This is a genomic window from Streptomyces durhamensis, assembly GCF_000725475.1.
GTDB lineage: Bacteria > Actinomycetota > Actinomycetes > Streptomycetales > Streptomycetaceae > Streptomyces > Streptomyces filipinensis.
Window position 1 is genome coordinate 1 of record NZ_JNXR01000044.1, and the last position, 26,775, is coordinate 26,775.

The window sequence follows — 26,775 nt, forward strand, 5'->3', positions numbered from 1 at the left end:
ACGCTTGTGGAGCGCCGGTAAGACGGGCACACCTGCCCGCGCAGCGCGGTGAAGCAGGAAGCCCCCGGAAGGGTCAGACGACCCAGGCCGGAATCCCTGGACTTTAGGCCAGGGAGCACGTCAACTCGCCTGGATTGCAATTGGTGAGCTCGACTTGGTCTGTTCGCAGTGGATCGAGATCAGGTCTGCTCCATGACCACGACGCACCGACACGACCCCGCGGCCACGCCCGAAAGCAGAGGACGCCACCGCGCTGGCTGTCCGCTTCGGCAAGGAGTCCCCGGAGAGCGTCCGGTGGATCCAGGAACTGCGGGCTGAGACCGGCATCCGCTGGGACAAGGCTGAAGTGGTGCCCATGCTGCCGCACATGGCCCGCCCGACAGCGTTGTGCGCCACGCAGCCCACTCCGAAGGGCTGGCGCCTGACGATGGGCGCGGCACGGATTTTGTATCGCCTGTGACGCCACCGATTGCGTGCGCGCTCAACAGCACGCGGCCGGGGCCCGCACAAAGGGGCCCCGGCCGACGAGCCCGACGGCAATGCCATCGGCCGGTCCCGCGGCGGACTGACCACAAAGATCCATCTCGTGTCCGATGCCCGCTGTCGGCCTCTGGTCATTTACCTCACGGCCGGACAGGCTGGCGACGCGCCCGCCTTCCCACCTGTGATGGCCCGCCTGCGAGTTCCACGTCGACGAGGGCGGCCCCGCACCAGGCCAAACCTGGTCCTGACTGACAAGGCGTACTTCTCACGCGCGGTTCGCCTTCATCTCCGCAAGCGAGGGATCCGCGCAGTATCCCAGTGCCGGCCGGTCAACGTAGTCACCGGCTTCGTCGCGCCAGCCGCGGCGGCGGGCCACCGGCATTCGACCGCGACGCATACAAACAGCGGAACACGGTAGAACGCTGCATCAACCGCTTGAAACAGTGGCGAGAAACGGCGACCCGTTACGAGAAGACCGCAACCATCCACCTGTCCGAACTCCCCATCGCGGGCATCTTCCTCTGGTCTGCCCGGTGATCAAACGAAAGGGCTTAGCCAGCTGACCAGCAGCGTTGCAACGCCCCCTCGAATTCGCCGCTGCCCCGGGGGCCGCGTCGAGTGGGTTACCTGAACTTACGGCTGGTCGCCAGGTAGACCTGCTTGGCGTTGGCACCGAGGCGCGGACCGGTGACGAAGGTCCGGCGGTCGCTCAGGGAGTTGTCGGAGACCAGGTACGTACGGCCGTTGTGGGTCATGAACCAGGGACCACCCGAGGCACCGCCGTTCATCGTGCAGCCGATCATGTACTGCGCCGGGTACTTGCTCGGGTAGCTGTGACCGAGCACCGCGCGCTTGGTCGCGCCACGGCAGTCGTAGAGCTTCGAGCCGTCGTACGGGGACTCCGCCGGGTAGCCGCGCACCTTCATGTTCTTGATCTTGTTGGCGGCCGGGGCGTTGAACCACACCGGAAGCGCCGAACCGATCGCCTCTTGGAGGGACTTGTGGCCCTTCTCCGGCTTCACGTGGATCACGGCGTAGTCGTACGCCGAGGCCACCGTCCCTTGATGGGCGCCGCCCTTGATCCATGCCTGGGAGGTAGTGGCCCAGTTCGCCCACCAGATGCCGTAGGGCGAGACGGCGGTGGAGCGGATGCGCTGCCCGGCCTGACGGATGGTGTACCGGCCGGTGTTGTCGAACGACGGAACGAAGGCGATGTTGCGGTACCAGCCGCCGCCCTTGCCCGCGTGCACGCAGTGGCCGGCCGTCCACACCAGATTGGACTTGCCCGGGTGCGCCGGGTCGGTGACCACCGCGCCGGAACACACCATGTCACCCTGCGGCGTGCTGAAGAACAGCTTGCCGACGGGCGCCGCGTAATGGTGGTACGTCGTCGCGACCCGTGTGGCCGACTTCCGCTTCACCGCGCCGTCGGGCGCGTACATGTACGTGCTGCCGCCACCACCGGTGCTGGTGCTGCCCGCCACGGTGACCCCGGGAATGCTTGAGGCGGCCTTGACGACCCGCTCCGGCGTCCAGAAGTCCTTGATGTACGGGTTGGCGAAGTCCTCGGCCTTGGACTTCCAGTGGCTGAAGTCCTTCCAGCCGCCGTCCTTCCACTTCTGCAGGGCCTGGCCGGTGAGGTCGGTGGGCACACCGGCCGGCAGCTTGTAGCCGCCGAAGGACGTCCCGCGGTCCTGTCCGGTGTCGACGCCCGGATCGTTCTGGCTCGCCCCGTCCGACGACGAGGCGGACGCCTTGCCGTCCCCGCCCTTCGTGCTGGCGCAGGCCGTGGTGGTCACCATGACCGCGGCGATCAAGGTGGCAGCGGTCGCAATGCCGTGGCGGCGTATGAATGGCATGGAGCGTGGTCCCCCTGTGGCTGATTCTTGTCATGCTCCAGCTGGCTGGAGCGCACCCCACTATGCACGTGGGCGGACGCGGAATGATCTTCGGGGGGCAGTCGTACACAAGAGCTACATGACCGAAATCGTTCCGTGACGTGACGTCACCTCTCGCGCCGGTCGCATGGTCACGGGGGGCAGGAGAGAGGGACCGGCCTGCCGTTACCCGTCGACGGCCGTACGCCACGTCCGTACCGCCGCACCCTCTCGCCCGAAGCAGCACGCCGCGGCGTGGTATCCGGTCCCGTCCGCCAACTGGCGTCAGGAGGGGCGCCCTTGACCCGCGGGCTGCCCACGCAGCCACTCCACCAGCCTGCGCAACGACTTGTTGGCGGTCGTCACCGGCTCCTCCTGGCGGCCCACAGCCGCGGCGAAGAGCCTGGCCGCTGATCCGGATCGAGAACAGCGCCAGCCAGCTGACCGAGGGCCGGTCGTAGGAGGTAGGCAGCGCCTGGTGGAAGGGATTCGGTGCGACGTGGACGCTCCCGCGACCGATGCTGAGCACTCCCGTAATGGACGCCGCGGTCCGCCCACCTCCGTATGCGTGCACGGGCAGGGCCTGGCGTTCCGCGTCGGCCCGGTGAGCCTGTACCGCCTTGCCGGAAGGGTGCACGGTGTGCTTCTACACACCCGAGGACGTCCGCCGACGAAGTCTCCTGGCCCGCAAGTAGCACCAGCTGGCGGTGCGGCATGTCGTCCCAGGTACGGCCGTCCAGCTCGCGGCCGCCGGCCCTGCGTCGTGCGGCCGCCCTTGCCGCCTGCGCGCACGAGCACGCCTGCGTCCGATGCCCGATGCTGTCGATCAACCCCGAGATGCCGCCTCGGCTCGACGAGCTGGAGGCTGACCTACTGGTCCATCGTCAACGCGCGATCGACGAAGGCTGGCGTGGTGAGGTCGAAGGACTCGACCTCACCCTGAGGTCCTGGCCGGCAAGCGCGTCCGGGCCCACCGGGCCGCCGCGACAGCCAGCGTGGATCGTGGGGTATGCCCCCAGGGTCCGGGGCCCGAGCAGGAACGGACTGAGAACCGGAACAAGTGGGTTCAGGGCCGTGGAAGTGTCTCGATTTGTGCAGCGAGGTCGGGGTGGGTGGTGGTCAGGTGCGGGCGGGTGGCCTCGAGGGGGCGGAGGAGCTCGGCGGGGTCGTCGTGGGCAAGGGCCGCGTGGAGCTGGCTGAGCGGGAGGCCAGCTGCGGGGGGCAGGTCGGTGAGGGCGGTGATCTGGCCAGCGATGCGGCGCAGGTCGGCTGCGTTGCGGCGGGCCCAGGTGGCGGTGGTGCGTTCGGCGGCGCGGCGTTCGCGGGTGGCCTGGACACGTTGTTCGCCGGTGGTTCCGGCGGGGCCGGGACGGCCGCGCAGGTAGCGGCGTTCGGCGGCCTGGCGGCTGGCGACGCCGAGGGGGTGGGCGAGGTCGGCCCAGCTGGCTCCCGCGTCGCGGGCGGTTTCGATCAGGCCGGTCTCCCATCCGGCGAGTCGCTCGCGCACCTGCCGCAGCAGCATCAGGGAGGCCAGCGCCTGCTCCGGCCCGGGGCCAGGCGCATCCGCGGTGTCCGGGGACTCCCGCTGGGCGTCGCGCAGGGCGTCGTCTATGGCGTGCAGAGCCGACGCGGCGGCGAGGAACGACACCGGGCTATGGGCATTCATGCTGGTCGTGGGCGGCTGGTCGGCTGCGGTCACGGGCACCTCCCTCTGTCGTCATCACATAGACGACATCGTGTTTGTCATCCATTGGATGACATGTTACAACGGAGTCAGTGAGGCGCATTGGCAGCAACTGCCTGAACCTGCTGGAGGTGTTTTCACGATGTTGATGCGCACTGACCCCTTCCGTGAGCTGGACCGGCTGGCGCAGCAGATGATGGGCCCGGGCACCTGGTCCCGCCCGTCGGCGATGCCGATGGACGCCTACCGCGAGGGCGACGAGTATGTCGTGGCCTTCGACCTTCCGGGCGTCCCGGCGGACGCGATCGACATCGACGTCGAGCGGAACATGCTCACCGTCAAGGCCGAGCGGCGGCCGGTGGCGAAGGCCGAGGACGTGCAGATGGAGCTGTCCGAGCGGCCGCTGGGTGTCTTCTCCCGCCAGATCGTGCTCGCCGACACCCTCGACACCGAGCACATCCAGGCCGACTACGACGCGGGCGTGCTCACCCTGCGCATCCCGATCGCCGAGCGCGCGAAGCCCCGCAAGATCTCCATCGGCGTTGGATCCGGCCGCAAGGAGATCTCCGGCTGACATCGGCCGGACGGGTGCGGAGGGCGGCCCCTGATCTCCCCCTCATCCTGCTCTCCGCACCCCCTGGGCAGTCCGATGAAGAAGGGGTGGCGGCCGAGATGACTCTGCGACGCGAAGCGTTCCTCGGCCACGTGAAGGAACGCGGCGAGTACGACACTGCGGAGGAAGCCGAGCGGGCAGCCCGTGTGGTGCTCGCCCTCCTCGGCGCACACCTGGTCGGTGATGTCCGCGCCCAGCTGGCGGCGCACCTGCCCGAGACGTTCGCCCTGATCCTGCTCAACCCGCTGCAGAGCGCCGAGCCGCTGTCCCCGGAGCGGTTCGTCCGCGCCACCGCTGCGTGGATCGAAGGCGCCACCGAGCAGACCGCGGCCTGGGACGTCAGCGCCGTGCTGTCCACCGTCGCCGACGCCGTCGGCGGGGACCTGCTGGGCCAGATCCTGCTCCAGCTCCCCGCCGGCTACGACCTGCTCTTCGGCCGCCCCCAGCCCACCTGACCATCCCGCACTCCGGTGCCGAACACCGACCACAGCAAGAAAGGCAACCACCACAGTGTTCTCCGACCGGCACGCACCGTCCCGGCAGCCGTACGGGGCGGCATACGAGCAGATGCTGGAGCAGGTCCGATCCGAGGGCGCCTACCCCTCCCGCGAGAGAGCCGACGAAGCCGTCCGCCTGGTTCTTGCCGGACTGGGGCGCCAGCTGACCGGCGACGAACGCGTCGAACTGGCCCGCTGCCTGCCCCCGGAAGCCGCACGCGTACTGGCCGCGCAGATCCCCGACAGCAAGCCACTGACCGGCTGGGCCTTCGTCAAGGACCTCGCCGCCCGCACCGGCTCCTCCCTGGCCACCACCCGCTGGGACACCGGCTCCGTATTCTCCGCCGTTGCCGCCTACGCCGACCCCGACCTGATCACCCGCATCCTCCAACAGCTTCCAAACGGCTACGCCCTGCTGTTCGGCCGCGCCGAACTCACCCCGGCCGCGTAGACGGCGACGTGTGTACTCGGGGCGGGCGCGTGACCGCTGGTGTTGCCGTCCGCCCTGCGCCCTCCATGGAGAAGGTCTGGTAGGGCTCCTTATGTCTCGGCTCCTTATGTCTCCTTACCTCTCCCGCAAGAGACATCAGTATGCATGTGACACCTTCGTTGGCGTGGGCAGGGGCCACGCGTTTTACGGCGACGGATGTGCCCAGTCCCACCGGGAAGGCCAAGCGCCGGGCAACGGCTTCCAGTTCTGACCTGGCGCGCCCCGCAGTCGTCAGGATGTGACCGCCGACTGTGGCAGTCATCAGGCATCCGTATCCCGCCGGGCCTCGACGATCGGCAGCAGCTCGCGCGCGGTGGGACCGGAAGGGGTGGGGATGTCCGCGAGGCGTTCCATAAGCCGGCCCAGCGCTGCCTGGCCGTCGACGACGGCTGCCCTTTCTTCATCGATCAGAGGGATGGTGGCCTGCATGCGTTGGAGGTTGTCCTTAGCCTCCAGGACCTGGGCCTTGATGAAGTGTTTGGGGCGTAGAAGTCGCAGCGGGCGCAGGCCATGCGGTGCGGGCACTGTTCAGAAGAACGTGTACGTGCAGTAGCCCTGGCCCCGGTCGTGGTGCTGCCACGGTTGCGTTCCGGGACACCTACGGCTCCCGCAACGCCTCCGCCGCGGCCACCTGGCGCTCCCTCGTCTACGAAGCCCGCCAACTTGGCGTCATCCGCCTGGAGCGGCGCCCGTCTCCACAAGAACGACGGCGCCCGCGACACCTACACCTCATGGCAGCCGTTCTGACCCAGCTGATCTGACGCGAGGAGACGAACCACATGCCGTGTCGGCCCGTGACGAAGGAGGAGGGGCTGCGCAGTGGTGTCCGCAGCCAGCTCGAATGGCTCCGGGCACCCATGGGGTGACGACATCGGTGCCGCAACGCACGAGCGCCAGCGCCGTCAACGTTGGAGACGCCTCGGCCAGCAGCTTGCCCGCACCGGGCCGGCCCAGAGCATCGACGGCTCGCGGATCGTCCCGGGAGACGACGTCCGCCAGCACCGTCGGGGTGATCAGCTCGTCGAAGATCCACCGATGTTCGGTGTCGGACAGCCAGTGGGCGTTCGCTGTCGCGCTGCACCGCCACCGCCGGTCCTCGGCCGGTTCGATGTGCACCCGCCGGTCGGTGCGGGCCGGTTCGCGGCGGAACACGGCAGTCTCGGGGTGCGATCCACGGCTGTGATCGCCCCCTACGTACCACCCGCTCACCTCCAGGCAGCCGCCACCAGGGACCGTTCGTGGTGAGCTCGTTGACCTACAGCACGGTGCCGTCGGACTGTCCGACGGTCATCCGGTCGGTGAGCTGCTCGGCTTCGATGACGGCCAGGCGGACAGCATGTTCTTTGCGCAAGTGTCGTGGTGCTCCCACGACACGTACCGCTCCTCTGTGAGGAAACGGCGGTGAAGCCCAGCCGGCTGAGCGCTTCGGCGGTAGCCAGGGCGACCACCTCGCGAGGATGGCGCGACTGAGGATGTCGGCGTGTTCCTGCTCGGACAGCAATGCCGCCATGTTGCCCGATTCCGCCGCTGTGTCCACTCCGGCATGTCCCTGCCCGCCTGATGAGGAGGCGTCAAGGTCAGTCCGAGATACCTCTGATCGGGTTAAAGGAATGGGTTAAATGGCAAGCCGAGTGCTGGTAGGGTCCAGGGTGGAGGTAGACGGATATGGCAACCGAGGAAGAGCTGTTCGCGTCGGTGGACGCACTGCTGGAGGAGGAGGCGCAGCTCCCGCCCCCGCCGGAGCGCGCCCGACTTCGCGAGGCCGCCGGCATCACTCAGGCCCGCCTCGCCACCGCGCTCCAGACCACGACCCAGACCGTGAAGAACTACGAGAACGGCCGCTCCGAGCCGAAGTCGCCACGTCTGGAGGCCTACCAGCGACTCCTCAAGGGCTGGGCAGCGAAGTACCCTGCGCACGGCGCCCCTGCTCCGCCGGCCGCGGTCGCCGCGCCTCTGCCGGAGGTGCCGGAGCAGTTCACCGGCTCGGCTGCCCCCGAGACGGAGACCGCGGTGCCGGTGGAGGCTCCCCCCGTCCCGGCCGTGCCGGAGAGCCCCGCCCATCCGGCCGCGGGTCCGGCGGCGCCGCGCCGCCCTGCAGCGCAGAAGGCCGCGAAGCCCGCCGATGATCCGCGCTTCCCGCACGGCCCGCTCGCCGTGCTGGACGGCGACGGCTCCGCGTACGGCGTCGACGGCATCGTGCTCGACTGCCCGGCCACCACAGTGGTGAAGCTGGTGGAGTGGACGCTGCGCGAGTCCGGCCTCGGCGCCCCTAAGCTCAACCGCTACGGCAAGGACAGCGACCCGCTGATCGTGCTCACTGCAGCGGCCGCCGTGAAGCTCGGGCTACCCGAGCGCCTGGAGGGCCACGAGCAGCGCCGCTCCCTGCGCCTGGCGGAGGACCACCCGGTCGTCAAGCAGATCGCGAAGGCGAAATGGCAGCTCACGCAGCGCGGATTCGGCCCCTGGGCGCGGATCTACCGCAAGGCGCAGGGGCGCGAGCGACAGTGTGTGCAGCTGGCAATCCTGCCCTGGGACGCCCTCGACACCCGGTCGTGGCCCGGCGTCGCCGATATGGAGCCGGCCGACATCGCCCGCGTCCTCGGGGTGTACGCCCAGCGGGTCATCACCCCGCGCGGCTCCACGGCCGTCTCGGGCCTGGAGCTGATGACGGCACTGCGCCCGCCGACGAAGCCGGAACGCGACGAGGAGACCGGCAACTGGGTGTCCGGCTACAACCCGGGCTCGCTGGGGACGGAGCCGATGGACCCGGCGCCGCCGGAGGCCACCCCGGAGCACCCCGTGGTGGTGAACTCCGGCTGGACCGGCGGATTCCTGAACGAGGAGGCGTACCAGTGGGTGCGGTCGGTGGACTCGCTCAGCGATGAGGAGTGCATGCTGCCGTTCGCGGTCGGCCTGGACCTCAACACCGCGTTTCTCGCTGCCGCGGCCCGCCTGGTCGTGGGCCTCAGCGCGCCGGACCACTTCCACGCCCCGAAGTTCAACCCGAAGATCCCCGGGTCCTGGCTGGTCGACCTGAGCCACATCGAGCTGGACCCGCGCCTGCCCTCACCGTTCACGCCGGACGGCACCCGGCCGACGGGCCCGGCCTGGTATCAGACGCACACCGTGGCCTACGCCCAGGAGCTCGGCTACGACGTGCATCCGATCGAGGCATACCTGCGCCGCGAGACCGGCGCGTACCTGGACCCGTGGCACGACCGGCTCAAGAACGCGTACGTCGACACCCTCGCCGACCTCGGTGTCACCCGGGACCTGGACCACCGGCGGTTCCTCGCCGCGATGGAGCAGCACAAGCACGTCGACCCGGCCTTGTCCGCCGTCCTCTCCGCAATCAAGGCCACAGTGAAGGGCGGCGTCGGCAAGCTCCGCGAGCGTCCGCAGGGCAGGTCCTACAAGGCGGGGGAGCGGTGGCCGGCCTTGGAGCGGCCGACCTGGCGCCCGGACATCCGCGCCGCCGTCATCAGCAAGGCGCGGGTCAACATGCACCGCAAGCTGCTGAACATGTCCAGGCTGACCGGGCTGTTCCCGCTCGCCGTGCTGTCCGACTGCGTTGTCTACCCCTCGCCGGGCGACTCGCCACTGGACTTCCTGCCATACGCGGCGTCCGGCAAGCCGCAGCCGGGCGGGTTCCGCCTCGGGCCGACGCCGGGCTTGGCGAAGCTGGAGGGAGTCCAGTCGATGCTGTGGGCCGTCGACCTGATGGAGAAAGGCCTCAACCCGGCCCGCCACATCAAGGGTGGCGACGCCGTCATGGACGAAGGGGAGTAGGCCGTGGAGATCCATGACGCGATCGAGCGGGCCGACCGGGAGGCGTTCACCAAGGAGCCGCCGAAGACATTGAAAAGCCAGATCGGATACCTGCTCAAGCAGTTGGGCAGTGCGAAGGCCGTCGCCCAGGAAATCGGCGTCACCGCCGACTCCGTGAACCGCTACCGGCGCGGTGCCCGCAAGCACCCCCGCGCCGACGTCGCCGCGAAGATCGACGAAGCCGTACGGCAGCGGTGGCAGCCGCTGGTGCGCAAGCGCCGGCAGCGCCAGGCCGCCACCACAGGCGGGATCACGGTGGAGACCCGGGCCCGGTTCGGTTACACCGCGCCGGTCGGCACGACCGATGACGGCAGGTTCCGGCGGCTTACCGTGCACCTCCCTCCGGAGTACGCTCAGCGCCTCTTCGGCGCCCGCGAGGCAGGGGCCAGCGACCAGCAGCTGGCTGGAATCATCGCCGAAGGGTTCAAGGAGGTCTATTTCCAGGACGGCGGCGGTCGCGCTATGGGACTGTCGCAGGTGGAAATCAACGACATCGACTACCTGGATCTCGAATATTAATCCCGGAGCCCTTTATGGCCGGCATCAGTTACTGTTGAATCGTACTGGTGGATTCTCACTGCGTCGCGCGCTGAGCGACGACGTTTGCCGGAAATTCGCACGCCCGGCGGAAGCCGGGTGAAGAACATGTGAGGGGCCCCACGCACCGGGAACGGTGCGTGGGTCGCTGTTTGTCTACGGCTGCTTCAGCAATGGGGCATGGACGTCCAGTGGAACCTGTATGCGCCGTCCATGTACGGCGCGAAGGTCCATATCCACTGATCTGTGTCAACCGTCGAGCCGTTCACGGTTACCTGGGCGGTGCGGTACCAGACGTCGCCCATATTTCCGACGTAGTTGGATTGTCATCGGCTCGGAGCCGTGGTTTTTCGGGTTCGGGTCGGCGGACGCCTGCGAGGTCACGCACAGGATGGATGCCCCGGCCATGGCGAGCGCGGTGAGAATTTTGACCGCTCGGGTCATAGTGTGTTTCCCCCTGATTTCTCCGGCCCCCCGAAGGACCTGTATGCACTGCGAAGCGGCCCTTTCAGTACCGGTCTACACGGGAGGCTGTCGGGCCGCTTTTGACATGCTGACCCGCGTCCTACCCTCTGGCCAGGCCTTGGGTAATGTTGGCCAGTGCCGTAACCGGCGCTCTGACCTCGATGATGCATGACGGCTCGTTGAGGGGTCGTTGTGCAAGATCGAAGCTAAGGGCTGCTGTCCTCGGTCCGTCCTTGCATCCTTCGTACACACCACCAGACTGCTTCGACCGTTGGGACTTTCGCAGGCCGCATGAGACGGCGCCGGGGCGCGGCCACCGAAAATGTGGCTCGGGCCTTCGTCCTGCGTGCTATCCGGGAGGGATGCTGCAGACGGCGGGGGCCTGGGTCTCAGCCGTATGTGCTCTCGACGCATAGGGGGCTGGCCACGAGGGCGGATGCGGTCCCGTGACGCCCGTTCAAGTTGACGGGTACCTGTAGCCCGAAGGTCACCCTGGCGTAGCCGGTGAGGCGAGCGGCGGCCTGGCGCGGCGTCGACTGGTCGAGTCTGAGCAGCAGGTCCGACAGTGCCGAGCCCGGGTCCGTGCCGTCACGAGGAACGCTGCCGTACAGGAGGTCGACTAGAAGCCGCTGCACGCACGCCCAGGCGTCGACCCGCCCGGGTCGCCGACGCGGCGAGCCGTACCCTTGGCCGGCCTTGGGGACAATCCTCTCCAGCCTTGCCCGGAACCCGTCGGTCCGCGGCGCAATGGCTGCCGAAGGGACACCGCGAGCGTAGCTGCGGCGGCCGGGTGAACCCGGATGCCGAGCGCACGGGCGCCAGGTTCGGCGACGATCGCCGGCGTGGCCGTGTAGGTCAGGCAGTGATGAACGCATGCCTTGCGGCCGTCGGCCATGCCGTGGACCGTCTTCTGAACTTCATCGGAGTGTGACCGTCAAGATCCGCAGGACAGCCTATGAGCCACCCGGCCCCTAACGGGCTGACCCGCGACGGATCCCGTGGCGTGTGGGCATGCGGGTTCGGCTGCGTGGTGGATCAGCAGGCGCGGCCGTCTCTGTGTCCCCGCACTCACTGACCAAGGTCAGCCGCAGGTCGGCCCATTAGGGTCAGTGGCATGACAACATCTCTTGCCAGCAGTGCCTTCGACTCGCTCAGCCTCGACGCCGTGTCCGATCAGGAGGCGTTGCGCCGGGTTTACGAACTTCCCAAGGATACGGCCATCCGCAAGCAGATGACCGAACTCACCGAGCAGACTCGGCGGTTGATCGGCTGCTCTTCGCTTGTCCTGGTCGCCAGCGCGGACGCCGACGGCAACTGTGACGTTTCCCCCCGCGGCGGCCCCGCCGGGTTCGTCGCCGTCCTGGATGCACGGACGGTGGCGATACCGGACGCGACCGGCAACAAGCGTCTGGACACTCTCCAGAACGTCGTCGCCACCGGACGGGCTGGGCTGCTGTTCGTCATCCCAGGGCGCACCACGACGCTCAGGGTGAACGGCCGGGCCTGCGTCTCCACTCGCCCTGAGCTGCTGTCGCAGCTGACCGCCGTGGGCAAGCCGCCGGCCAGTGCGCTGGTGCTGGGGATCGAGGAGGTCTACCCGCACTGCCCCAAGTCGCTTCTGCGCAGCGGGGCCTGGAAGCCGGAGCAGTGGCTGTCGGCAGACGCCCAGCCGACCTCGGCCGAGGTGACGCTGGCCCAGCTGCGGATGCCGGAGCTGACGATCGCTGACATCGAGCAGGCGGAGGCGGATTCGCTGAAGTACCGATACGAGTAACGGGCGAACCAGCGACGGCGGCTGCGGTGGCCGTCGGGGGATTCGGAGGCCGCGAGCAGCAGGGCGGTTCGAGCGCGCGCGGGTCAGGTCCGGCCCAGATGAGGCTGGACCAGGAAGCGGGTGCCCGTGCCGCCGGCGTAGGGCTCCGCGGTGACGAAGTGCGGCTCACCCTGGGCGAGCTGGAGCACGTCCTCCTTGATGAACTCGGCCGGGCGCTGGAGGGCGATGCGGTCCGGGTGGAAGTCGCTCAGGTTGACGGCGTGGGTGCGCGTGCCGTGCTGGCGCAGGCTCCAGAGCCGATTGCGCACGATCGTCCCCGGTCGATGCCCACAGCGGCACCGGGCATGGCGTGCGGCTCAGGAGTGGCGGCCTGGGGTCGTCCACAAGGAACGACACAAGCCACCGGCCGCCCTTTTGGGACACCGTCGCTGAACCGATCTCCGCCGAGTGGGTGGGACCAGCGGAAGCGGACCCAGCCCAGCTTGGGCAGCTTGATCCGGCCCCACTTGCGTCCAAGCCGCTCTACCCTGATCTGCTGGGTGTCGGGGAACCGGGCCGGTGGCGACCAATGTGCCTTGGACCGCCACCGCACCTTGAACGTGCCGTGATCCCGGCAGGCCCGGTCCAGGTCCTTGAGTGTCTGCTGCAATGCATGCGACGGTGCCGCCTTCAACCACGGGTGGTCACGCTTGGCGTCGGCCAGCCCGGCGCACTGGGGCGTGTAGTTCATCCACGCCCCGCGGCGCTCGTATTCGCGGCGCTGCTCCAGGGCTGTGTTCCACACCGAACGGCAGATGTCGGCGAACGCCTCGCACACCTCCTCTTGTTCAAGGCGGAGGGCAGCCGGGTGGGACGCTGCGGGTAGCGGGTCCGGGACGCTGTGGACGGGGCAGGCCGATGCGGCGCGAGCGGGGGATGGGCACGAGTGCTCTCCTCCAGCAGGTTGGGAGCGTCACACTGCGCCCGCCGACGTCGGTTCGTCGGCGGGCGCGGGAGTGGGTGAGGCGGGGTGGCCGGGCAGGGCGTCAGGTCTCAGCAGGCGGTACGGGTGCGGAACAGCCGTGCGGCCCTCTGCCGTAGCCGGTACCAGCGGGTGGGGCCGCGTGCCGTAGGGCGCTGCGGTCGCAGTCGTGCACCGTGCTGAACTTGTGGGAGGAGCTGCAGGTGCACGCCCAGGCGTAGGGCTCGGGGCGGGTGCCGTCGCGGGTGGCGGTGATCTTTGCCTGGGTGCCGTCGTGGCGTCCGTGACAGGTGCCGACCCAGTACTCGGTCTGCTGCGGCGTCATGGGGTTCCGTTCGCGTTCGGTGGCGCGCCCTGGTCGGGCGCGCGATAGGGCGGGCGGCACCCGGTGGGGCCGTCGCGGCCGGCGGCGAACTGCACCACGGGATCCGAGGCAAAGGCAGGCAAGCCCGGCGGGTGAGCGGTCGCCGGTGCGGCAGTCGTCGCAACAGAACCGGCGCCCGTCGTATGACGGGCGCCGGTTCTGTGGGAAGAAACCTGTCGGGGTCCGGCGGTCAGGGAAGCAGCGTGGTCGAACGCAGGGCGTGGTGGTCTGAGCCCCAGCTGTTGGCGGAGACCGCGCAGGACGTGTGGCCGGCGCCGAAGATGTAGTCGATCTTCGAGTTGTTGACGGTGTTCTGGCCGTCGCGGGCGCTGGTTGCGTCCTGGAGTTGGGTGCACTCGCGGTAGGTGTCGTAGACGGGGTTCAGGACGTGGTAGCCGTCCCAGCTCCGGGCCGGCGGGTTGACGTTCAGGTCGCCGCCGAACACCACGCGGTAGCCGTTGTCCTTGGCCTTCTGCTCGTCCGTCGTCAGCTCGTCCCGCTGGTACCCGTGGTACGTCCAGGTGGGGTCGTCATAGTTCGTGCCGCCGGTGCTGAAGTGCGCGCCGCAGTACATCACGGCCTTGGAGGTGATGGCCGCGCACAGGGCGGCCCGCTGCTCGACGGGGTAGGTCCCGGACGAATCCTTGGCCGTGGCCGGGGACTTCAGGATGTGCGCCCGGTACCAGGTGTTCTCGTCCGGCACCGCGACGCTGACGCCGTAGGCGCCCCGGTCGCCGTACCCGGTGGCGTCGGCGCACTCCTTCTGCGCGAGGACGGCCGCGCCGCCGCCCGTGCTGACGTTGTAGTAGATCGGCGCGAACCTGACGTCCCAGCCGGTGCCGGTGCGGTTCTCCAGCGCCGTCTCGATCGGCTTGGTGAACTTCTCGCAGGACTCCTCGAAGAAGAGCGCGTCGGGGGTGTAGGTGGAGCCGACGTCGTTGAGCTGGCCGATGACCTGGTCGGCCATGTGGTCGGGCGTGGAATGGTCGTTGCCGCAGCTGGAGTTCTGGTCCCCGCACAGGTTCCAGGTCATGGCCTTGACCGAGGTGGAGGTGGGGGCCGACGGGGCCGGGGGAGTCCCCCAGTGCGTGTAGTCGTCGCTCACGGCGCCCACGTGGCTGCTGGAGTCGGTGACGGGCACCAGCCGGAACTTCTCCCAGGAGCCGAGGGGGGTCGTCGTGGTCCGGGCCCGCAGCACCTCGTAGTCGGGGTAGGTGCCCAGCTCGGCGGCGATGTACGCGTCGGCGGTCACCGAGTGCAGGGCGTAGTAGGCGCCGCTCGTGTCGGTGCCCTGGTACTGGAGCGTGAAGCCTTCCCAGGAGCCGATGTGGTCGCCCTGGGCGCGGAGCTTCTGGCTGTTGTTGGCGTCCGCACTGACGAACAGGCCGTTGCTCTCTGCGCGCAGGCTGATCTGCGTGCCCTTGTCGTCGGTGTGCAGCGTGAACCGCTCGGAGGCGGTGATCGACGTGGCATTGGCGTAGAGCTTGGCGTAGTCGCCACCCGAGCCGGTGTCCGGGGCGGAGACGTACTTGCCGTTCCCGACGTTCAGCAGCGCCCATTTCTGGCCGGCGGACTTGGCCAGCTGATCGGACAACGTGCTGGCACTCGCGGGCGCGGGCCACTGCCACTGGATCCAGATGGTCAAACTGAACAGCACGGCCAGTACGGCCACGAGTCTACGCATGGGCGCCCCTCCCGGTCTCACGGCGCACTCCCCGCACACCGCTTGTTCGTTCGATTCGAAGCGCAGACACTACAGCACCGGATGATCAAATTCCGGTCTCAAAGCTGCTCGGGCAGCACGGCCAGACGCACGACGTCCCAGGAGCTCGCCGACGAGGGCTTCACCGACATCCGCACCGTCCGGCTGCAGATCGCCTGATCCGCACCCGCCCCGGCCCGGTCGCACCATGGCGCCCGGCCCATCCACAGGGCCGGTCATGCTTCGCCGCGATCGGAAGGAACCCTCGCCCATGGCCGGCACAGCCTGGCTACAGACCTCCAGGGCCCGCCTGGTTCGCGTCGAGCGGATCACGAGATCTGCCTGTGGGGTCCGCCGTTCTCGGGGGCCGACGCCCCTCCGGCCCTGGCCGGGGCAGCCGGCGCGGATCGTTGCTCGTCCGGACGGCGATCGGTACACCGAGCTCAGCCGCGCATGTCGCGGTCCTCACGCCGAGGAGGTGCGGCGACGTGAGGGCTTGATCCCCAGCATGCGTCCGAGGTGGTAGGCGCTGACCGCTCCCGTGGCCCGGGGGGCTCCGGAAGCGCAGACCCGGTGCGTGCCGCCTCGTGGGCGAACAGCCGCACCCGCTGTGAGGGCGGCAAGCCGTCGTAGGGGCGTTGGCTGGGATGATCTCCGGTAGACAGGTCCCGGAATTCCCGCCGGGCGTTGCGGATGTCCGGACCGATGTCCTCGACGATCCACAGCGACCAGTCCAGCAGCGCCTCCATGGTCGCGGTGGCATCCGAGGGGTGGCGTTGGAACGGCCCCGTCCCGGCATGTCGGCCGGCTCGGCAAGGGACAGGCGGATGAACCCCTCTTCACGGTTCCGCAGCCTGCCTGGTCGTCGGTCCGTTTCCCGCTCATCACGACGGGGTGAGGGCAGTCCAGGGCCGCGAGGACGAACGCCTTGAACCGCCGGACCAGCGCCTTCGGGGTAGGTGCTCCACAGCAGGTTGATCGCCGGGCTGTGCGAGTCGGTACGGGCAGGGGGCAGAGGCCACACGTCATCGTCGAAGCAAGCCAGCTCGCGGGCGGGAGTGCCTGCGCGCACGGCCCGGTTGGCCCGGACGCCTCTGTCGCCCGCCAGTTACGCCGTCTTCTCGGTCTCGGCGGCTTCGGCCACAGCGTCACGGGACATCATCGAAAGTCCAGCCTTCCGTCCACGAGGTCGTCCACCATCTGCCGTTGCCGGTCGGTGAGTTGCTGCCTCGCCTGCTCCCGGTCGGCGTCGTTGTAGTGCCCGATGAGGTCGGCCAGCTGCGCCAGCGGCCGTTCGAAGCGCAACCGCCACACGGCCGGGTCCATGTGGGAACGCAGGGCGCCGAGCTGCTCCTGCAGTGCGTTGATCCTCTGCCGCAGCTTGTCCGGGATCAGCCCGGCACCTCGGCCGCCGCGATACGGTCCGTGCGTGCCTTGGCGACGAGCGGGGGCGGTGATCACGGGACTCTTGCGGCGGACCCGCGTCTTGCCCACCTCGGCGCGCAGTGCGTCTCCCCCGACGGTGCGGCTCTCGCGTTGCACATCGGGGCTGCGCTTGAGGGAGTAGTCGTTCATCGTGCGCCGGGTCTGCGCGACCGGGCAGCAGTTGTGCTCGACGCCGGCTGTCAGATCCTCCGAGCCTCCACCGGCGGCGAACCCCTGGGGGAGACTCCCCGGTGGGGAAGCCATGCCGAACCGCTCGCTTGCCGATGCAGGACGCGTGCACGCCTTGCGGCCACAGGGGGCTTCGAGCCGGTGGGCCGCGGGGTGAACCGGCTCAGCGCCAGGGTGCGCCCGCCAAGGCGCGAGCAATTGTCAAATCTTGTGGCTGGGCAGTGTCTGGTGAAGAGGTAGCTGCCGCTCGGCGAGGAGAGTCGGCAGCTCGCGCATGTCGTAGAAGACAATGGTGTCGCGGCCTTCGAGGCGTTCGGCCGGGGTGAGCCCTCCTGCGTAGCCGAAGGCTCGCATGCCGGCGGCGCGGGCAGCGTGGACGCCGGGTTGGCTGTCCTCGACGACCACGCACGCTTCGGGATCGACGCCCATCTGCTGGGCGGCGTGCAGGAACAGGTCGGGCGCGGGCTTGCCGCGGGAGACTTCGGTGGAACTGTAGATGCGGCCTGCGAAGCGTTCGTAGAGCCCGGTGCGGCCCAGGGTGTGCCGCATCTTGTCGTGGGAGCCGCTGGAGGCGACGCATGTCGGCAGAGTGAGCGCATCGAGTGCTTCCGGCAAGCCGTCCACCGGGGCAAGCCCTGCGTCCACGGCCTCCCGGTGGAGGTGCTCGAACCTCTCCGACCAGATCACGGCCGTGTCCGGGCCGAGTTGAGCGGCGACCTGCTCGTGGATGGCGGCGTGCGAGCGCCCGATGAACCGGTCCACGACCTCGTCCTCGGTCAGCGGCCAACCCAGCTCGGCTCCGAGGGCGACCTGGACACGAGCGGCGATGCGCTCGCTGTCGACCAGCACGCCGTCGCAGTCGAATATGACGAGCTCAATGGGCTTGATCATCCCAGCAGCATAGGCCCTGCTCTTGACGCTGCGGCGACCTCCTCGCGCTCGACCAGGACGCCGTTCTTGAACGTGGCGCCGGAGCGAAGCAGAGCGACGAGGGAGGCTCCGGTGATGGCCCGTCAGCGTTCCTGGGCGGATTCGACCAGCTTGAACACCATCGCCAGCGCGGCGGCCGGGCTGCCTGCCCCGCGGGTGACCTTCGTGCGGAGCTTGACGGTGGAGAACGTGGACTCGATCGGGTTCGTGGTCCACAAGTGGATCCAGTCCTCTGCCGGGAAGTCGTAGTACGCCAGCAGTTCCTCCTGGTCCTCGGTGATTTTCGCGACGGCCTTGGGCCACTTCACCCCGTATGGCTTGGCGAACGCCTCGATTGCCTTCTCGGCGTGGGCACGGTCCTGGGCGTTGTAGATCTCCCGCATCGCCTTGGTCGCGCCTGGCTGTGCGGACTCCGGAAGACAGTTCATCATATTTCGGGTCTTATGGACCCGGCGGCGCTGGCGCTGAGCGGTGGGAAAGACCTCGCCCAGAGCCTGCCAGAGCCCCATCGCGCCGTTGCCGACGACCAACTCGGGGCCGCGCATGCCACGTCGGCGTCAGTCTCGCAGCAGGTCCGCCCACGACTCGGTGGGCTCGCGCAGGCCCTCCGCGGGCGCGATCAGCTCCTTGGCGCCGTCCAAGCGCACCCCGAGCAGGACCAGCACGCAGCTGTGTGCCTGGCCGAGCCGTACCTTGGGGTGAACCCCGTCGGCCAACACGTAGACATAGTCGCGATCCGCGAGGTCGCGGTCCTGGAAGGCGGCGTGGTCATCCTGCCACTGCCTGGTCAGCCGGGTTACCGTCGCCGGCGACAGCCCGGCCGTGCCGCCGAGGAACTGCTCCAGCGCCGGAACGAAGCCCCCAGACGACAGGCCGTGCAGGTAGAGCAGCGGCAGCACCTCCGAGATCTTCGGCGACTTGCGGCACCACGGCGCCAGGATCTTCGAGGAGAACCGCTTGCGCTCGCCGGTGACCTCGTCGACGCGGCGGTCGTTGACCCGCGGCGCCTGCACCTCGACCGGGCCGGCCGCAGTGACGACCGTGCGGGGCCGGTGGTGGCCGTTGCGGACCGCTAGACGGTGCCCGCACTCGTCGCGCTTGGAAGCCAACTCGCCTAGTACTCCAGCCGTAGATCGTGATCTTGCTCGTTAAAGCCGATGCGGAGACAGGTGCGGTACCCCGGTGATCATCGTGAGTTGTGTGGACAAGCGAAGATCCGGCGGTGGCCGCGAGCCACAGTGCAGCCCCTGCCCGGTGGCGGTCGATGTTCGATCAGACGATGGAACGCGTCGCAGGACGGTTCGCCCGAGTCGAACCACGACGTCGGACGCGGGCATTGGTGCTCGGTCTGCTGTCGGACCTGCCGAGAAAGAACTGTTGGACCCTCGCTGAGCACGCCGGTGACGCGACCCCGGACGGGATGCAACACCTGCTGCACCGGGCGAAGTGGGACGCCGACGCAGTCCGCGACGATATCCGCACCTATGTGGTGGAACATCTGGACGACCCCGAGGCGGTGCTCGTGGTCGACGAGACCGGGGACCTGAAGAAGGGCATCGCGACCGTCGGTGTCCAGCGCCAGTACACGGGCACTGCTGGCCGCATCGAGAACGCCCAAGTCGCCGTCTACATGGTCTATTCCGCTGCCCGCGGGCACGCCGCGATCGACCGGGCCCTGTACATAGCACGCTCGTGGACTGAGGACCCGGACCGCTGCCGGGCCGCTGGTATCCCAGAGAACCTCGCGTTCGCGACCAAGCCTGTTCTCGCCGCACGGATGGTCGCTCGGGCACTGGACGCGGGAACCACAGCGCGCTGGGTGGCGGCCGACGAGGTCTACGGCAACAATCCTCACCTTCGCTCCGCCCTGGAAGGCCGCCAAATCGGCTACGTCCTCGCGGTCTCCAGCACCCACCAGGTAGTTATACGCGCAGGTCGTATGCAGGCCAAGGCGCTGGTCAAGCATTTCCCCAAGCGGGCTTGGCAGCGTCTGTCCGCCGGGGCCGGCGTGAAGGGGGAACGATTCTACGACTGGGCCGTGACCGACATCAGCGGCCCAGCCGAGCGTCCGGGCTGCTGGTGGCTACTGGTCCGTCGCAACCGACGTACCGGCGAGCTCGCCTTCTACCGCTGCTTCTCGCCCCGCTCGGTACCGCTGCCCGACCTGGTACGCGTGGCTGGCCGGCGCTGGGCGGTGGAGGAGACCTTTCAGTCGAGCAAGGGCCTGGCCGGACTCGACGAACACCAGGTCCGCCGCTGGACCTCTTGGCACCGCTGGGTCACCCTCGCGATGCTTGCCCACGTCTTCCTCGCCGTGACCGCAGCCTCCGAGCGCCTCCATCACCCAGAGCCGGACGATCTGATCCCGCTCACCTGCAACGAGATCCAGCATCTGTTCGCCACACTGATCGCGCGCCCGGTCCATGAAACGACCCACCGGATGCGCTGGTCGCAGTGGCGACGACGACATCAGGCTCGCGCCCGCCGCGGCCACTACCGGCTGCAAGCATCCGCAGGGCCTTGATCGTCCATGAAGTCAAAGGCCGCTCAGCATGGAATGTCCTGTTCCACGCGATAGCGCACGAGACGTTCCACGCCCCAATCGGTGTGGCGCTGGCGCAGGTTGGCGGGGGTCATGTCGGTGCGGCCGAGATCGCGATAGTTGGTCTGCCAGGTTTCCACAGAGCGGTGGGAGTTGGTGAGGGCGAACAGGTCCCACAGCAGCATGTCGTGCACCTCCTCTCCTGCTGCTTCCTGGTATGCGGTCAAGAACACTTCGGCAGCGCCCGGGCCATGGAGGAGAACCAGATCGAGTCGACACCAGCTCACGTCGAAGCCTCGCGGTGCTCGCGATGCCCCCGACCAGTCGACGATGCCGGTGAGCGCCCCTTCCTGCCACAAGACGTTGCCCGACCAGAAGTCATAGTGCGTCAGAACCTGTGGCTGATCGGCAAGGCGATGGCCGTGGGCAGCCAGGATTGGCGCAGCGGGGCCCGCGTCGAAAGCGGATGAAGCGGCCGTCGCTGCCATACCGTCGCGAAGCCCGGTCAGCCCGGAGAGCGGGACGTCGTGGACGCGGGCCAAGGCGCGTCCCAGTTGGGCCGCTGCAATGTCCGGACAGGCCGGTGTGATGTCGGCACGACCGGGCAGGCGGGTGATCAAAATGGCGGGCTCACCGAACCGGCGTCCTCCGGGGTCGACATCGACAAGCTGCGGCGCCCAGCCATCCAAGCCCTTGAGAGCTTCCAGTACACGCGCCTCGAACGCCACCGCGTTATCGCCTGGGGGGAAGCGCCGCAGAACCATGTCCCGGCTTGGCAGCTGTGTTCGCAGCAAATGCGTGGCGGCATGAGCACCGCCGGTAAGTCGCCTCACGGTGCGCGCTGCGGCAACAGAGCCAGCGACCTCAGCGGCCCAGGCAAGGGCCTCTGCGGGTGGGTTCGATTCGATCACCGGGCCATACTGCACGATCCGCCATGCATGGACCACGGAGTTCTGTAGCTTCCAGGACGCTCAGGCCACCACGCCCGGAGATCACGATCTACGGCTGGAGTACTAGGTACTGGTTGACTTCCGCCTCCAACGCGGCGGCGAGCATCCGGTGAGCGCCTTCGCGGACGATCTCGTCGATCAAGGAGCCGGACTCGATGCTGCCGTCGGCGTTCACTACGCTCAGCACGGGCGTACCTCCCGAGGCCGATCCACAAGTCTTGAGCACTGCCCCAGGACGCGTCCAGTGCGGCTATCCATCGGCCGCTCCGTCCCAGGGGCGTTTCAAAGTCCAGATGATCTTGGAGGTTGGCGGCGCTCAACAGACGGGCGGAGGGTGCAGAGCGGGCGAAGACGCCCGCCGCCCACCTGCTGGCCGTGTTGCTGCGGCTGCGGGTTCCTGACGAGGCGGAGAGTGTCTTGTCGGCGCTGGCATCTCTAGAAGGCAACTGCAGACAGGTCAGCAGCTAGTTCGACCGCCTGGTAGCCATAGGTGTCTGCCGAGTCGACCCGCAGCATGAGACAGAACCGATCAAGCGATGCGACTGTCTTCGACAGGCGACGGTAGTCGCGCTTGATGAGGTACACCGCCGCCCGGTTCGCGATCGACGACTGCCCCATGATCACCAGGACTGGCTGTGTGGACTGAGGAGGGGTGAACTTCGCGACCAGAGCATGGTCTTTCCGCCCGTAGTCGTGCAGGAATCGCTGCTCGCCCACGGTGAAGTCACCGTCCAGGTTGACCTTCACGCCCGGCAGGTGCGAGGCCACATACTCGACGTTTCGCTGGTTCGATCCCAGTCCGCCGATGCTGAGCTCGGTGCGATCCCCGTTGAGTTCACGCGCGTCAGCCGCGACAAGGGTGAACGGGCACCCAGCCTCCTCGGCAAGCATCGCAAGCTCGATGATCGCGTACACGTCGCTGTGGTCGGTGACAGCGGGCATCTGCCAGTGACTGTTCAAGATGATGACGCACGGCACGCCAGGACGCAGGCCGAGGAACGCCTGTTTCCGGTGCAGGAGGCGGGCACTGCTCACCCGATTCCAAACCCATACGGATCCGCCGCTGACAATGCTCGTGACAAGCCCGATCACGATATTCAGCACTGCATCCGACACGAACGCCCCCAAGCCTCGTCGTGATGGCACGATCAGAGCTTCAGCAGCTCAGCGTACTGATCGACTGTCCGTCACGGCGGGCGAAGGGCGGTATGTATCGGTCAGGGCGGTTGGCGCAGCCCGCGAACGGATCCTGGCGGCGAGCCGGCGGATCGAGGCCGAGAGAAGATGCCCTCCCACAGTCCACCAGGACGTCGGCGACCTCATGCGCCGCGTCGCCCCGCCGAAGCCACAACTCGACGCCGACGAGCAAAACAGCCTTCCGGGCTGGCACGTCGGCGCAAACCCAGCAGCGTCTGGGTGCGGAGTGCCTCAGCCGGGCTGGCGACCCGAGGTGTCCCACCTCGCAAAATTCCACCGAGGCGGCCGAGGTTGGCTCTCCAGCCTCGCCTCATGACGTGGAACGAGGACAGCGGCAGAGTCAACCGGGCGTTCGATGACTGGAAGCGGAACGATCGGGAGAACCGGGCCTTCCTGAGGCTGTCCGACGAGTGGTCTGACAAGGCCTACCAACTGAGACGAGGACCCGGAGCCACTCTACGGGGACGAGCACCTCGACATCTTCGAGGATGCGGTAGACGATCGGGGCGTCGAGACGCGGCCAGTTGCTGACGTCGACCGCGCGGACCAGGTGCCCGTCGGCGGCCCGCGGCATGGGCAGACCGGCCAGCACCTGGCGCAACCCGGGCGCACGCACCGCCCGCGGTTCAGGGCGCCGTACGTGGCGCCGCGCCCGCGCCGGTGCTCGGCCACCAGCGTGAGGTCCACCGGCGAGGTCACCGGACCGTCCGCGCACAGCAACATATCGGCGGGACCGCCCCCCGCGCGGCCGACCTGACGGTAGCGTGATCGACATGACGGCGGAGGGCGAGACGGCGGAGGGCGAAGCCCTGGTCGGCGGCATGGTGAACGTTGGCGCGGTCTTCCGCCACGGTGCTCTGGTGGAACGCCCGGCGCCGCGCACCGCGCACGCCCTCCACGCCCATCTCCTCGCTCTCAGAGAGCAGGGGTTCGACGCGGCTCCGAGACCTATCCGTCTCACCGCCGACGGCCGCGAGCAGCTGACCTTCATCCCCGGCGACGTCGCTCTACCGCCGTTTCCACGCTGGGCGATGACCGAGACCGCGTTGAGATCGGTGGGCAGCCTGCTGCGACGCCTGCACGACGCCAGCGCGGCCATCGCGGTTGACGCATGCGTCGACTGGCCCCGATCCCTGGCCGACCCGGCGGGAGGAACGATGCTGTGCCACAACGATGTGTGCCCGGAAAACGTCGTCTTCCGCGACGGCCATGCCGCAGCCCTGATCGATTTCGACCTGGCGGCCCCCGGCCGAGCAGTTTGGGACGTTGCCATGACCGCCCGCTACTGGGTTCCCATGCTCGATCCCACGTCCGTGGCACATTTCTATCCCGCGGGGCTGGACGCTCCGACACGACTGCGGATACTCGCCGACGGCTACGGCCTCTCCCCGCAGGAGCGCGCTGAACTGCCCGGCGTCGTCGAACAGGCCACCGCTTCCTGCCGGTCCTTCGTCGCTGATCGAGTGGCCGACGGCGACCCCGTCTACATCCAGGCGCTGTCCGAGCGCGGTGGTTGGCAGCGTTGGGACCGCATCCAGGAGTGGCTGGTGGCTCACCACGAGACGTTCACGGCTGCCCTGTTGGGATGACTGGCTTGGGACTCCTGACAGAAGTGGTGGGCCTGACTGGTTAGAGGTCGGTGTCGTGCACGACGCCGCAGGCTAGTGGGAGGCGGTCAGCCGCGTAGTCGCAGGCGAAAACCCGGCGACGTCGGCGATCGTCCCCGGGATACTGGTCGCCCATGGATGAGGTCAAAGTCGTCGTCGCCCATTCCGAGCGCGCGACTCTGCGCGTCGGCGACGTGTTCCTGAAGGTGGACGCCGATCAGACGCGCATCGACGTCGAGGTCGAGGCGATGTCCCTGGCGCCGGTCCCGACCCCGGAGGTTCTCTGGCGCAAGCCACCTGTGCTCGCCATCGCCGCACTTCCGGGGACGACGCTTGGGCGCCTCGGTGGGCCGTCGACCGGGTCGCCGGAGGCGTGGGCCGCGGCCGGCGCCGCCATCCGGAAGCTGCACGACGCGCCGCTGCCGTCCCGGCCCGGCCGGGCAGGCCGGAGCATCGTCGCGCTGGCGGCGGAACTCGACGACGAGTGCGAGTTGCTCGTGACGAACGGCGTCCTGCCCGCCGACCTGGTCACCCGCAACCGCCAGGTCGCCGAGGCGGCACTCCGGCCGTGGACTCCGGCGTTCACGCACGGCGACCTGCAGATCGCGCACGTCTTCGTCGACGGCGACGAGGTCACGGGCATCATCGACTGGTCCGAGGCGGGCCAGGGTGATGCCCTGTACGACCTCGCCACCTTCACGCTCGGACACGAGGAGCACCTCGACGACGTCATCGCCGGCTATGGCGCCGACATCGACCTCGACGTGATCCACGCGTGGTCGTCGCTGCGAAGCCTGCTTGCGGTTCGCTGGCTGATCGAGCACGGCTTCGACCCCTTCGCACCGGGCTGTGAGGTCGACGTGCTGAGATCCCGGATGTGAGGCTGCGCGGGCCTGACCACCACGTATGCGTGCTGACGGTCGCGTAGGCCATCCCCTTGGGGCGCATCGCCGAAGGCCAGCGAATCAGTGGGCCCGTCCCTCGTGGTGATCGACGTCCGGTCCGCGGGCGGCCGCCGGGGGGTCGAAGGCCACCGGGCGTGCGAAGATCTGACGATCGGATAGGCGTACCTCGAAGGATGGCTATGTTCGCGATTTCCCTGGGAGACGGGGCCGAGCTGCGGCCTCTGGAGCCGTGGCGGGCCGAGGAGTTCCTCGCGCACATGGACCGGGGGCGTGACTTCATCGGTGCGCACATGGAACTGCCCGACCTTGCCACGGACTTGGACTCCGCCCGCAGCTATCTCCAGCTTTACGCCGACAAGGCGGCCTCCGACACGGGCCGCCTGTATGGCATCTGGCTCGACGGCACCCTCGTAGGTGGCGTCTCCTTCCCGAAATTCGACGCCGCCACTGGTATCTGCGAGGCAGGCTGCTGGCTGGAGCCGGCTGCCACAGGCAGGGGTCTGGTCGGACGTGCAGCACGGCTGATCATCGACTGGGCGTTCAACGAACGCGGTATCCACCGCGTGCAGTGGTTTGTGTCGCCGAACAACACGCCCAGCATCAACGTGGCCAAGCGACTCGGCATGACCTGTGAGGGCGTCCTGCGCGAGATCTACCTCTACCGTGGCGTCCGCCACGACGCCGAGGTCTGGTCGGTGCTGGCGCCAGAGTGGCAAGCCTCGGGCAGCTGAGCGGTCCTTTGGTTCGCCGTTTCTCCACGTTCACAGCTGTCGAGAATTCGGCACTTGAGCCTCCCGGCGGGTGGGCGGCTCGGGCTTCACGGACGGAAGTCGCGCAGGCCATGCCGCGGCGGGCGCGTGGGGCGAGCCGGCCGCCGGAACCCCGACAGCTTGAGGCGGTCCACCGATGCACGCCCCTGCATCGCCCTCACCCTCGTCCCCTGAGCCACACCCCTCGGGTTCGGGCAGCGACCAAACGGCCTCGTCCGCAGCGGCGCACGAGGTCGTGGGCGCCGTGCTCGCCTGGTACGACCGGCAGCCCCTGGTTGCCCAGCGCTCGGGCGACCACGAGCGCCGTGGAGGAGCCCACAACACAGCGGCAGCGGTGCATGGATGATCAGAACCGGCTCCATGACGCCGAGCCCGAAGAGATCGCCCGTACCGTGGCCGAATACGCCGCACGCCTTGAGGCCGGAGCGGAGGCGCAGACGGCGAGCTACGCGCTCGGCGAGCACCCGCTCCGCCGCCTCTGCGAACATCCCTTCCCGCGTGGAGCGACACGCTCCCAGCCTTTTTGACTGACTATCAGGTCCATTGGGATTCCTTTGGGATTCCTTTGAGTTGCGGACGATCAAGCCGCATTCCCAGAGAGGAAATCCCTATGGCCGTCAAGCCGACCGACGAGCAGGGGCTGCTCGGGACGTTTTCGTTCAGGGGTGGGACCTGGCGCTGATCGCCGGGGCCGGGACCGGCAAGACGAGCACCCTGATCCTGGTGGGCGCGTCCGTTCTGAAGAAGCGTGGCATCTACGTGTCCTTCAACCGGGAGATCACCGAGAACGCCTAGACCAGGGTCGGGCCGAACGTGCAGTGCCGCACCGCGTCGCCGGTCGTGACCAACGACAACCAGGGACTGCCACACCAGGAGTAGCCCCTCAAGTACATCCAGTAAGGGCCGCTCGACCCGGTTTGCGCTGGGCCCTCGCTCGGCACAGCCTCCGCCTCAGACGTCGGCGCGCGTTTCCGCACCCGGCTCG

25 protein-coding genes and 3 pseudogenes are annotated in these 26,775 nt (G+C 68.5%); 13 read left to right on the plus strand and 15 right to left on the minus strand.

The window, feature by feature from the left end; translation table 11 throughout:
• Window positions 1–541 precede the first annotated feature (541 nt).
• Window positions 542–1,020 (plus strand): annotated as a pseudogene (locus IO33_RS48475) (IS5 family transposase); the annotation flags it as partial.
• A gap of 86 nt (window positions 1,021–1,106) precedes the next feature.
• Here the strand turns inward: IO33_RS48475 and IO33_RS0139385 are convergent.
• Together IO33_RS0139385 and IO33_RS0139390 are read right to left on the minus strand one after the other, a co-directional pair.
• Window positions 1,107–2,342: a trypsin-like serine peptidase gene (locus IO33_RS0139385; protein ID WP_031173922.1), complete on the minus strand. Its 1,236-nt coding sequence runs from the start codon at window positions 2,340–2,342 to the stop codon at window positions 1,107–1,109.
• A gap of 1,084 nt (window positions 2,343–3,426) precedes the next feature.
• On the minus strand, window positions 3,427–4,059 hold the full coding sequence (locus IO33_RS0139390) for a hypothetical protein (RefSeq protein ID WP_031173923.1): 633 nt from the start codon (window positions 4,057–4,059) through the stop codon (window positions 3,427–3,429).
• Between the two features lie 127 nt (window positions 4,060–4,186).
• Between IO33_RS0139390 and IO33_RS0139395 the strand changes: the two genes are divergently transcribed.
• From IO33_RS0139395 to IO33_RS0139405, 3 genes are all read left to right on the plus strand, one after another.
• Window positions 4,187–4,618 carry an Hsp20/alpha crystallin family protein gene (locus tag IO33_RS0139395; protein WP_031173924.1) on the plus strand — a complete coding sequence of 144 codons (432 nt, stop codon included), beginning with the start codon at window positions 4,187–4,189 and terminating at the stop codon, window positions 4,616–4,618.
• 98 nt (window positions 4,619–4,716) lie between these two features.
• Window positions 4,717–5,112 carry a DUF2267 domain-containing protein gene (locus tag IO33_RS0139400; RefSeq protein WP_031173925.1) on the plus strand — a complete coding sequence of 132 codons (396 nt, stop codon included), beginning with the start codon at window positions 4,717–4,719 and terminating at the stop codon, window positions 5,110–5,112.
• Window positions 5,113–5,167: 55 nt separating this feature from the next.
• On the plus strand, window positions 5,168–5,605 hold the full coding sequence (locus IO33_RS0139405; protein ID WP_031173926.1) for a DUF2267 domain-containing protein: 438 nt from the start codon (window positions 5,168–5,170) through the stop codon (window positions 5,603–5,605).
• Between the two features lie 300 nt (window positions 5,606–5,905).
• Here the strand turns inward: IO33_RS0139405 and IO33_RS53110 are convergent, their stop codons facing one another.
• Complete coding sequence (locus tag IO33_RS53110; protein WP_245236023.1) at window positions 5,906–6,073, minus strand: hypothetical protein; 168 nt, start codon at window positions 6,071–6,073, stop codon at window positions 5,906–5,908.
• A gap of 1,236 nt (window positions 6,074–7,309) precedes the next feature.
• On the opposite strand from IO33_RS53110, the gene tap reads away from it, so the two are divergent.
• Both tap and tpg read left to right on the plus strand, forming a co-directional pair.
• Window positions 7,310–9,433 (plus strand): telomere-associated protein Tap, encoded by a 2,124-nt coding sequence (gene tap, locus IO33_RS0139420; RefSeq protein WP_031173927.1) that lies wholly within the window; start codon window positions 7,310–7,312, stop codon window positions 9,431–9,433.
• 3 nt (window positions 9,434–9,436) lie between these two features.
• The gene (tpg, locus tag IO33_RS0139425; protein ID WP_031173928.1) at window positions 9,437–9,991 is read left to right on the plus strand and encodes a telomere-protecting terminal protein Tpg; all 555 of its coding nucleotides are present in this window, start codon (window positions 9,437–9,439) and stop codon (window positions 9,989–9,991) included.
• A 267-nt stretch (window positions 9,992–10,258) separates the two neighbouring features.
• Here tpg and IO33_RS48495 read toward each other — a convergent pair whose 3' ends face one another.
• The gene (locus tag IO33_RS48495; protein ID WP_245236024.1) at window positions 10,259–10,453 is read right to left on the minus strand and encodes a hypothetical protein; all 195 of its coding nucleotides are present in this window, start codon (window positions 10,451–10,453) and stop codon (window positions 10,259–10,261) included.
• A 1,135-nt stretch (window positions 10,454–11,588) separates the two neighbouring features.
• On the opposite strand from IO33_RS48495, the gene IO33_RS0139440 reads away from it, so the two are divergent.
• Window positions 11,589–12,248: an MSMEG_1061 family FMN-dependent PPOX-type flavoprotein gene (locus IO33_RS0139440; protein WP_031173930.1), complete on the plus strand. Its 660-nt coding sequence runs from the start codon at window positions 11,589–11,591 to the stop codon at window positions 12,246–12,248.
• Between the two features lie 83 nt (window positions 12,249–12,331).
• On the opposite strand, the gene IO33_RS0139445 is transcribed toward IO33_RS0139440, so the two are convergent.
• The 7 genes and pseudogenes from IO33_RS0139445 to IO33_RS44995 all read right to left on the minus strand — a co-directional run.
• Window positions 12,332–12,556: a hypothetical protein gene (locus IO33_RS0139445; RefSeq protein ID WP_031173931.1), complete on the minus strand. Its 225-nt coding sequence runs from the start codon at window positions 12,554–12,556 to the stop codon at window positions 12,332–12,334.
• Window positions 12,496–13,065, minus strand: a complete 570-nt coding sequence (locus IO33_RS54330; protein WP_209438999.1) for a transposase — start codon at window positions 13,063–13,065, stop codon at window positions 12,496–12,498. Before IO33_RS54330 ends, IO33_RS0139445 begins: the two co-directional genes overlap by 61 nt.
• 208 nt (window positions 13,066–13,273) lie before the next feature.
• A complete protein-coding gene (locus tag IO33_RS44990) occupies window positions 13,274–13,534 on the minus strand; it encodes a hypothetical protein (RefSeq protein ID WP_078964100.1) in 261 nt (86 codons plus the stop codon).
• A gap of 229 nt (window positions 13,535–13,763) precedes the next feature.
• Window positions 13,764–15,257, minus strand: coding sequence for a fascin domain-containing protein (locus IO33_RS0139455; RefSeq protein ID WP_031173932.1), 1,494 nt, complete (start codon window positions 15,255–15,257; stop codon window positions 13,764–13,766).
• A 1,176-nt stretch (window positions 15,258–16,433) separates the two neighbouring features.
• On the minus strand, window positions 16,434–16,964 hold the full coding sequence (locus tag IO33_RS0139465; protein ID WP_031173933.1) for a hypothetical protein: 531 nt from the start codon (window positions 16,962–16,964) through the stop codon (window positions 16,434–16,436).
• 126 nt (window positions 16,965–17,090) lie between these two features.
• On the minus strand, window positions 17,091–17,780 hold the full coding sequence (locus tag IO33_RS0139470) for an HAD family hydrolase (protein ID WP_051927242.1): 690 nt from the start codon (window positions 17,778–17,780) through the stop codon (window positions 17,091–17,093).
• Window positions 17,777–18,964, minus strand: a pseudogene (locus IO33_RS44995) (IS256 family transposase); the annotation flags it as partial. The pseudogene IO33_RS44995 and the gene IO33_RS0139470, both read right to left, overlap by 4 nt.
• Window positions 18,965–19,098: 134 nt before the next feature.
• Between IO33_RS44995 and IO33_RS0139480 the strand changes: the two are divergent.
• Window positions 19,099–20,343 carry an IS701 family transposase gene (locus IO33_RS0139480; RefSeq protein ID WP_078964104.1) on the plus strand — a complete coding sequence of 415 codons (1,245 nt, stop codon included), beginning with the start codon at window positions 19,099–19,101 and terminating at the stop codon, window positions 20,341–20,343.
• 23 nt (window positions 20,344–20,366) lie between these two features.
• Here the strand turns inward: IO33_RS0139480 and IO33_RS0139485 are convergent, their stop codons facing one another.
• The 4 genes and pseudogenes from IO33_RS0139485 to IO33_RS53115 all read right to left on the minus strand — a co-directional run.
• Entirely contained in the window at window positions 20,367–21,272 is a 906-nt protein-coding gene (locus IO33_RS0139485) for a phosphotransferase family protein (RefSeq protein ID WP_209439000.1), read from the minus strand.
• Between the two features lie 88 nt (window positions 21,273–21,360).
• Window positions 21,361–21,498 carry a hypothetical protein gene (locus tag IO33_RS50810; RefSeq protein ID WP_157858025.1) on the minus strand — a complete coding sequence of 46 codons (138 nt, stop codon included), beginning with the start codon at window positions 21,496–21,498 and terminating at the stop codon, window positions 21,361–21,363.
• Between the two features lie 248 nt (window positions 21,499–21,746).
• Entirely contained in the window at window positions 21,747–22,427 is a 681-nt protein-coding gene (locus tag IO33_RS0139495; protein WP_031173937.1) for a hypothetical protein, read from the minus strand.
• Window positions 22,428–23,010: 583 nt separating this feature from the next.
• Window positions 23,011–23,237: pseudogene (locus tag IO33_RS53115) on the minus strand (transposase); the annotation flags it as partial.
• 44 nt (window positions 23,238–23,281) lie between these two features.
• Between IO33_RS53115 and IO33_RS0139500 the strand changes: the two are divergent.
• The 5 genes from IO33_RS0139500 to IO33_RS50815 all read left to right on the plus strand — a co-directional run bounded on the left by IO33_RS0139500 (window position 23,282) and on the right by IO33_RS50815 (window position 26,585).
• Window positions 23,282–24,097 carry a phosphotransferase gene (locus IO33_RS0139500; protein ID WP_031173938.1) on the plus strand — a complete coding sequence of 272 codons (816 nt, stop codon included), beginning with the start codon at window positions 23,282–23,284 and terminating at the stop codon, window positions 24,095–24,097.
• Between the two features lie 152 nt (window positions 24,098–24,249).
• Window positions 24,250–24,996 carry a phosphotransferase family protein gene (locus IO33_RS0139505; protein ID WP_031173939.1) on the plus strand — a complete coding sequence of 249 codons (747 nt, stop codon included), beginning with the start codon at window positions 24,250–24,252 and terminating at the stop codon, window positions 24,994–24,996.
• A 203-nt stretch (window positions 24,997–25,199) separates the two neighbouring features.
• Window positions 25,200–25,751 carry a GNAT family N-acetyltransferase gene (locus tag IO33_RS0139510; protein WP_031173940.1) on the plus strand — a complete coding sequence of 184 codons (552 nt, stop codon included), beginning with the start codon at window positions 25,200–25,202 and terminating at the stop codon, window positions 25,749–25,751.
• A gap of 377 nt (window positions 25,752–26,128) precedes the next feature.
• Window positions 26,129–26,317, plus strand: a complete 189-nt coding sequence (locus IO33_RS51475) for a hypothetical protein (RefSeq protein WP_031173941.1) — start codon at window positions 26,129–26,131, stop codon at window positions 26,315–26,317.
• A gap of 43 nt (window positions 26,318–26,360) precedes the next feature.
• A complete protein-coding gene (locus IO33_RS50815; protein ID WP_157858027.1) occupies window positions 26,361–26,585 on the plus strand; it encodes a hypothetical protein in 225 nt (74 codons plus the stop codon).
• The last annotated feature ends 190 nt before the right edge of the window (window positions 26,586–26,775 follow it).

Coding starts and splice junctions, on each gene's coding strand:
- IO33_RS53110 (WP_245236023.1), bottom strand. CDS start 6,073: ATGCAGGCCACCATCCCTCTGATCGATGAAGAAAGGGCAGCCGTCGTC.
- IO33_RS0139455 (WP_031173932.1), bottom strand. CDS start 15,257: ATGCGTAGACTCGTGGCCGTACTGGCCGTGCTGTTCAGTTTGACCATC.
- IO33_RS0139440 (WP_031173930.1), top strand. CDS start 11,589: ATGACAACATCTCTTGCCAGCAGTGCCTTCGACTCGCTCAGCCTCGAC.
- IO33_RS0139470 (WP_051927242.1), bottom strand. CDS start 17,780: ATGATCAAGCCCATTGAGCTCGTCATATTCGACTGCGACGGCGTGCTG.
- IO33_RS48495 (WP_245236024.1), bottom strand. CDS start 10,453: ATGACCCGAGCGGTCAAAATTCTCACCGCGCTCGCCATGGCCGGGGCA.
- IO33_RS0139400 (WP_031173925.1), top strand. CDS start 4,717: ATGACTCTGCGACGCGAAGCGTTCCTCGGCCACGTGAAGGAACGCGGC.
- IO33_RS0139480 (WP_078964104.1), top strand. CDS start 19,099: ATGGAACGCGTCGCAGGACGGTTCGCCCGAGTCGAACCACGACGTCGG.
- IO33_RS0139465 (WP_031173933.1), bottom strand. CDS start 16,964: ATGGCTTCCCCACCGGGGAGTCTCCCCCAGGGGTTCGCCGCCGGTGGA.
- IO33_RS44990 (WP_078964100.1), bottom strand. CDS start 13,534: ATGACGCCGCAGCAGACCGAGTACTGGGTCGGCACCTGTCACGGACGC.
- IO33_RS0139385 (WP_031173922.1), bottom strand. CDS start 2,342: ATGCCATTCATACGCCGCCACGGCATTGCGACCGCTGCCACCTTGATC.
- IO33_RS0139395 (WP_031173924.1), top strand. CDS start 4,187: ATGTTGATGCGCACTGACCCCTTCCGTGAGCTGGACCGGCTGGCGCAG.
- tap (WP_031173927.1), top strand. CDS start 7,310: ATGGCAACCGAGGAAGAGCTGTTCGCGTCGGTGGACGCACTGCTGGAG.
- IO33_RS51475 (WP_031173941.1), top strand. CDS start 26,129: ATGGATGATCAGAACCGGCTCCATGACGCCGAGCCCGAAGAGATCGCC.
- IO33_RS0139510 (WP_031173940.1), top strand. CDS start 25,200: ATGTTCGCGATTTCCCTGGGAGACGGGGCCGAGCTGCGGCCTCTGGAG.
- IO33_RS0139500 (WP_031173938.1), top strand. CDS start 23,282: ATGACGGCGGAGGGCGAGACGGCGGAGGGCGAAGCCCTGGTCGGCGGC.
- IO33_RS0139505 (WP_031173939.1), top strand. CDS start 24,250: ATGGATGAGGTCAAAGTCGTCGTCGCCCATTCCGAGCGCGCGACTCTG.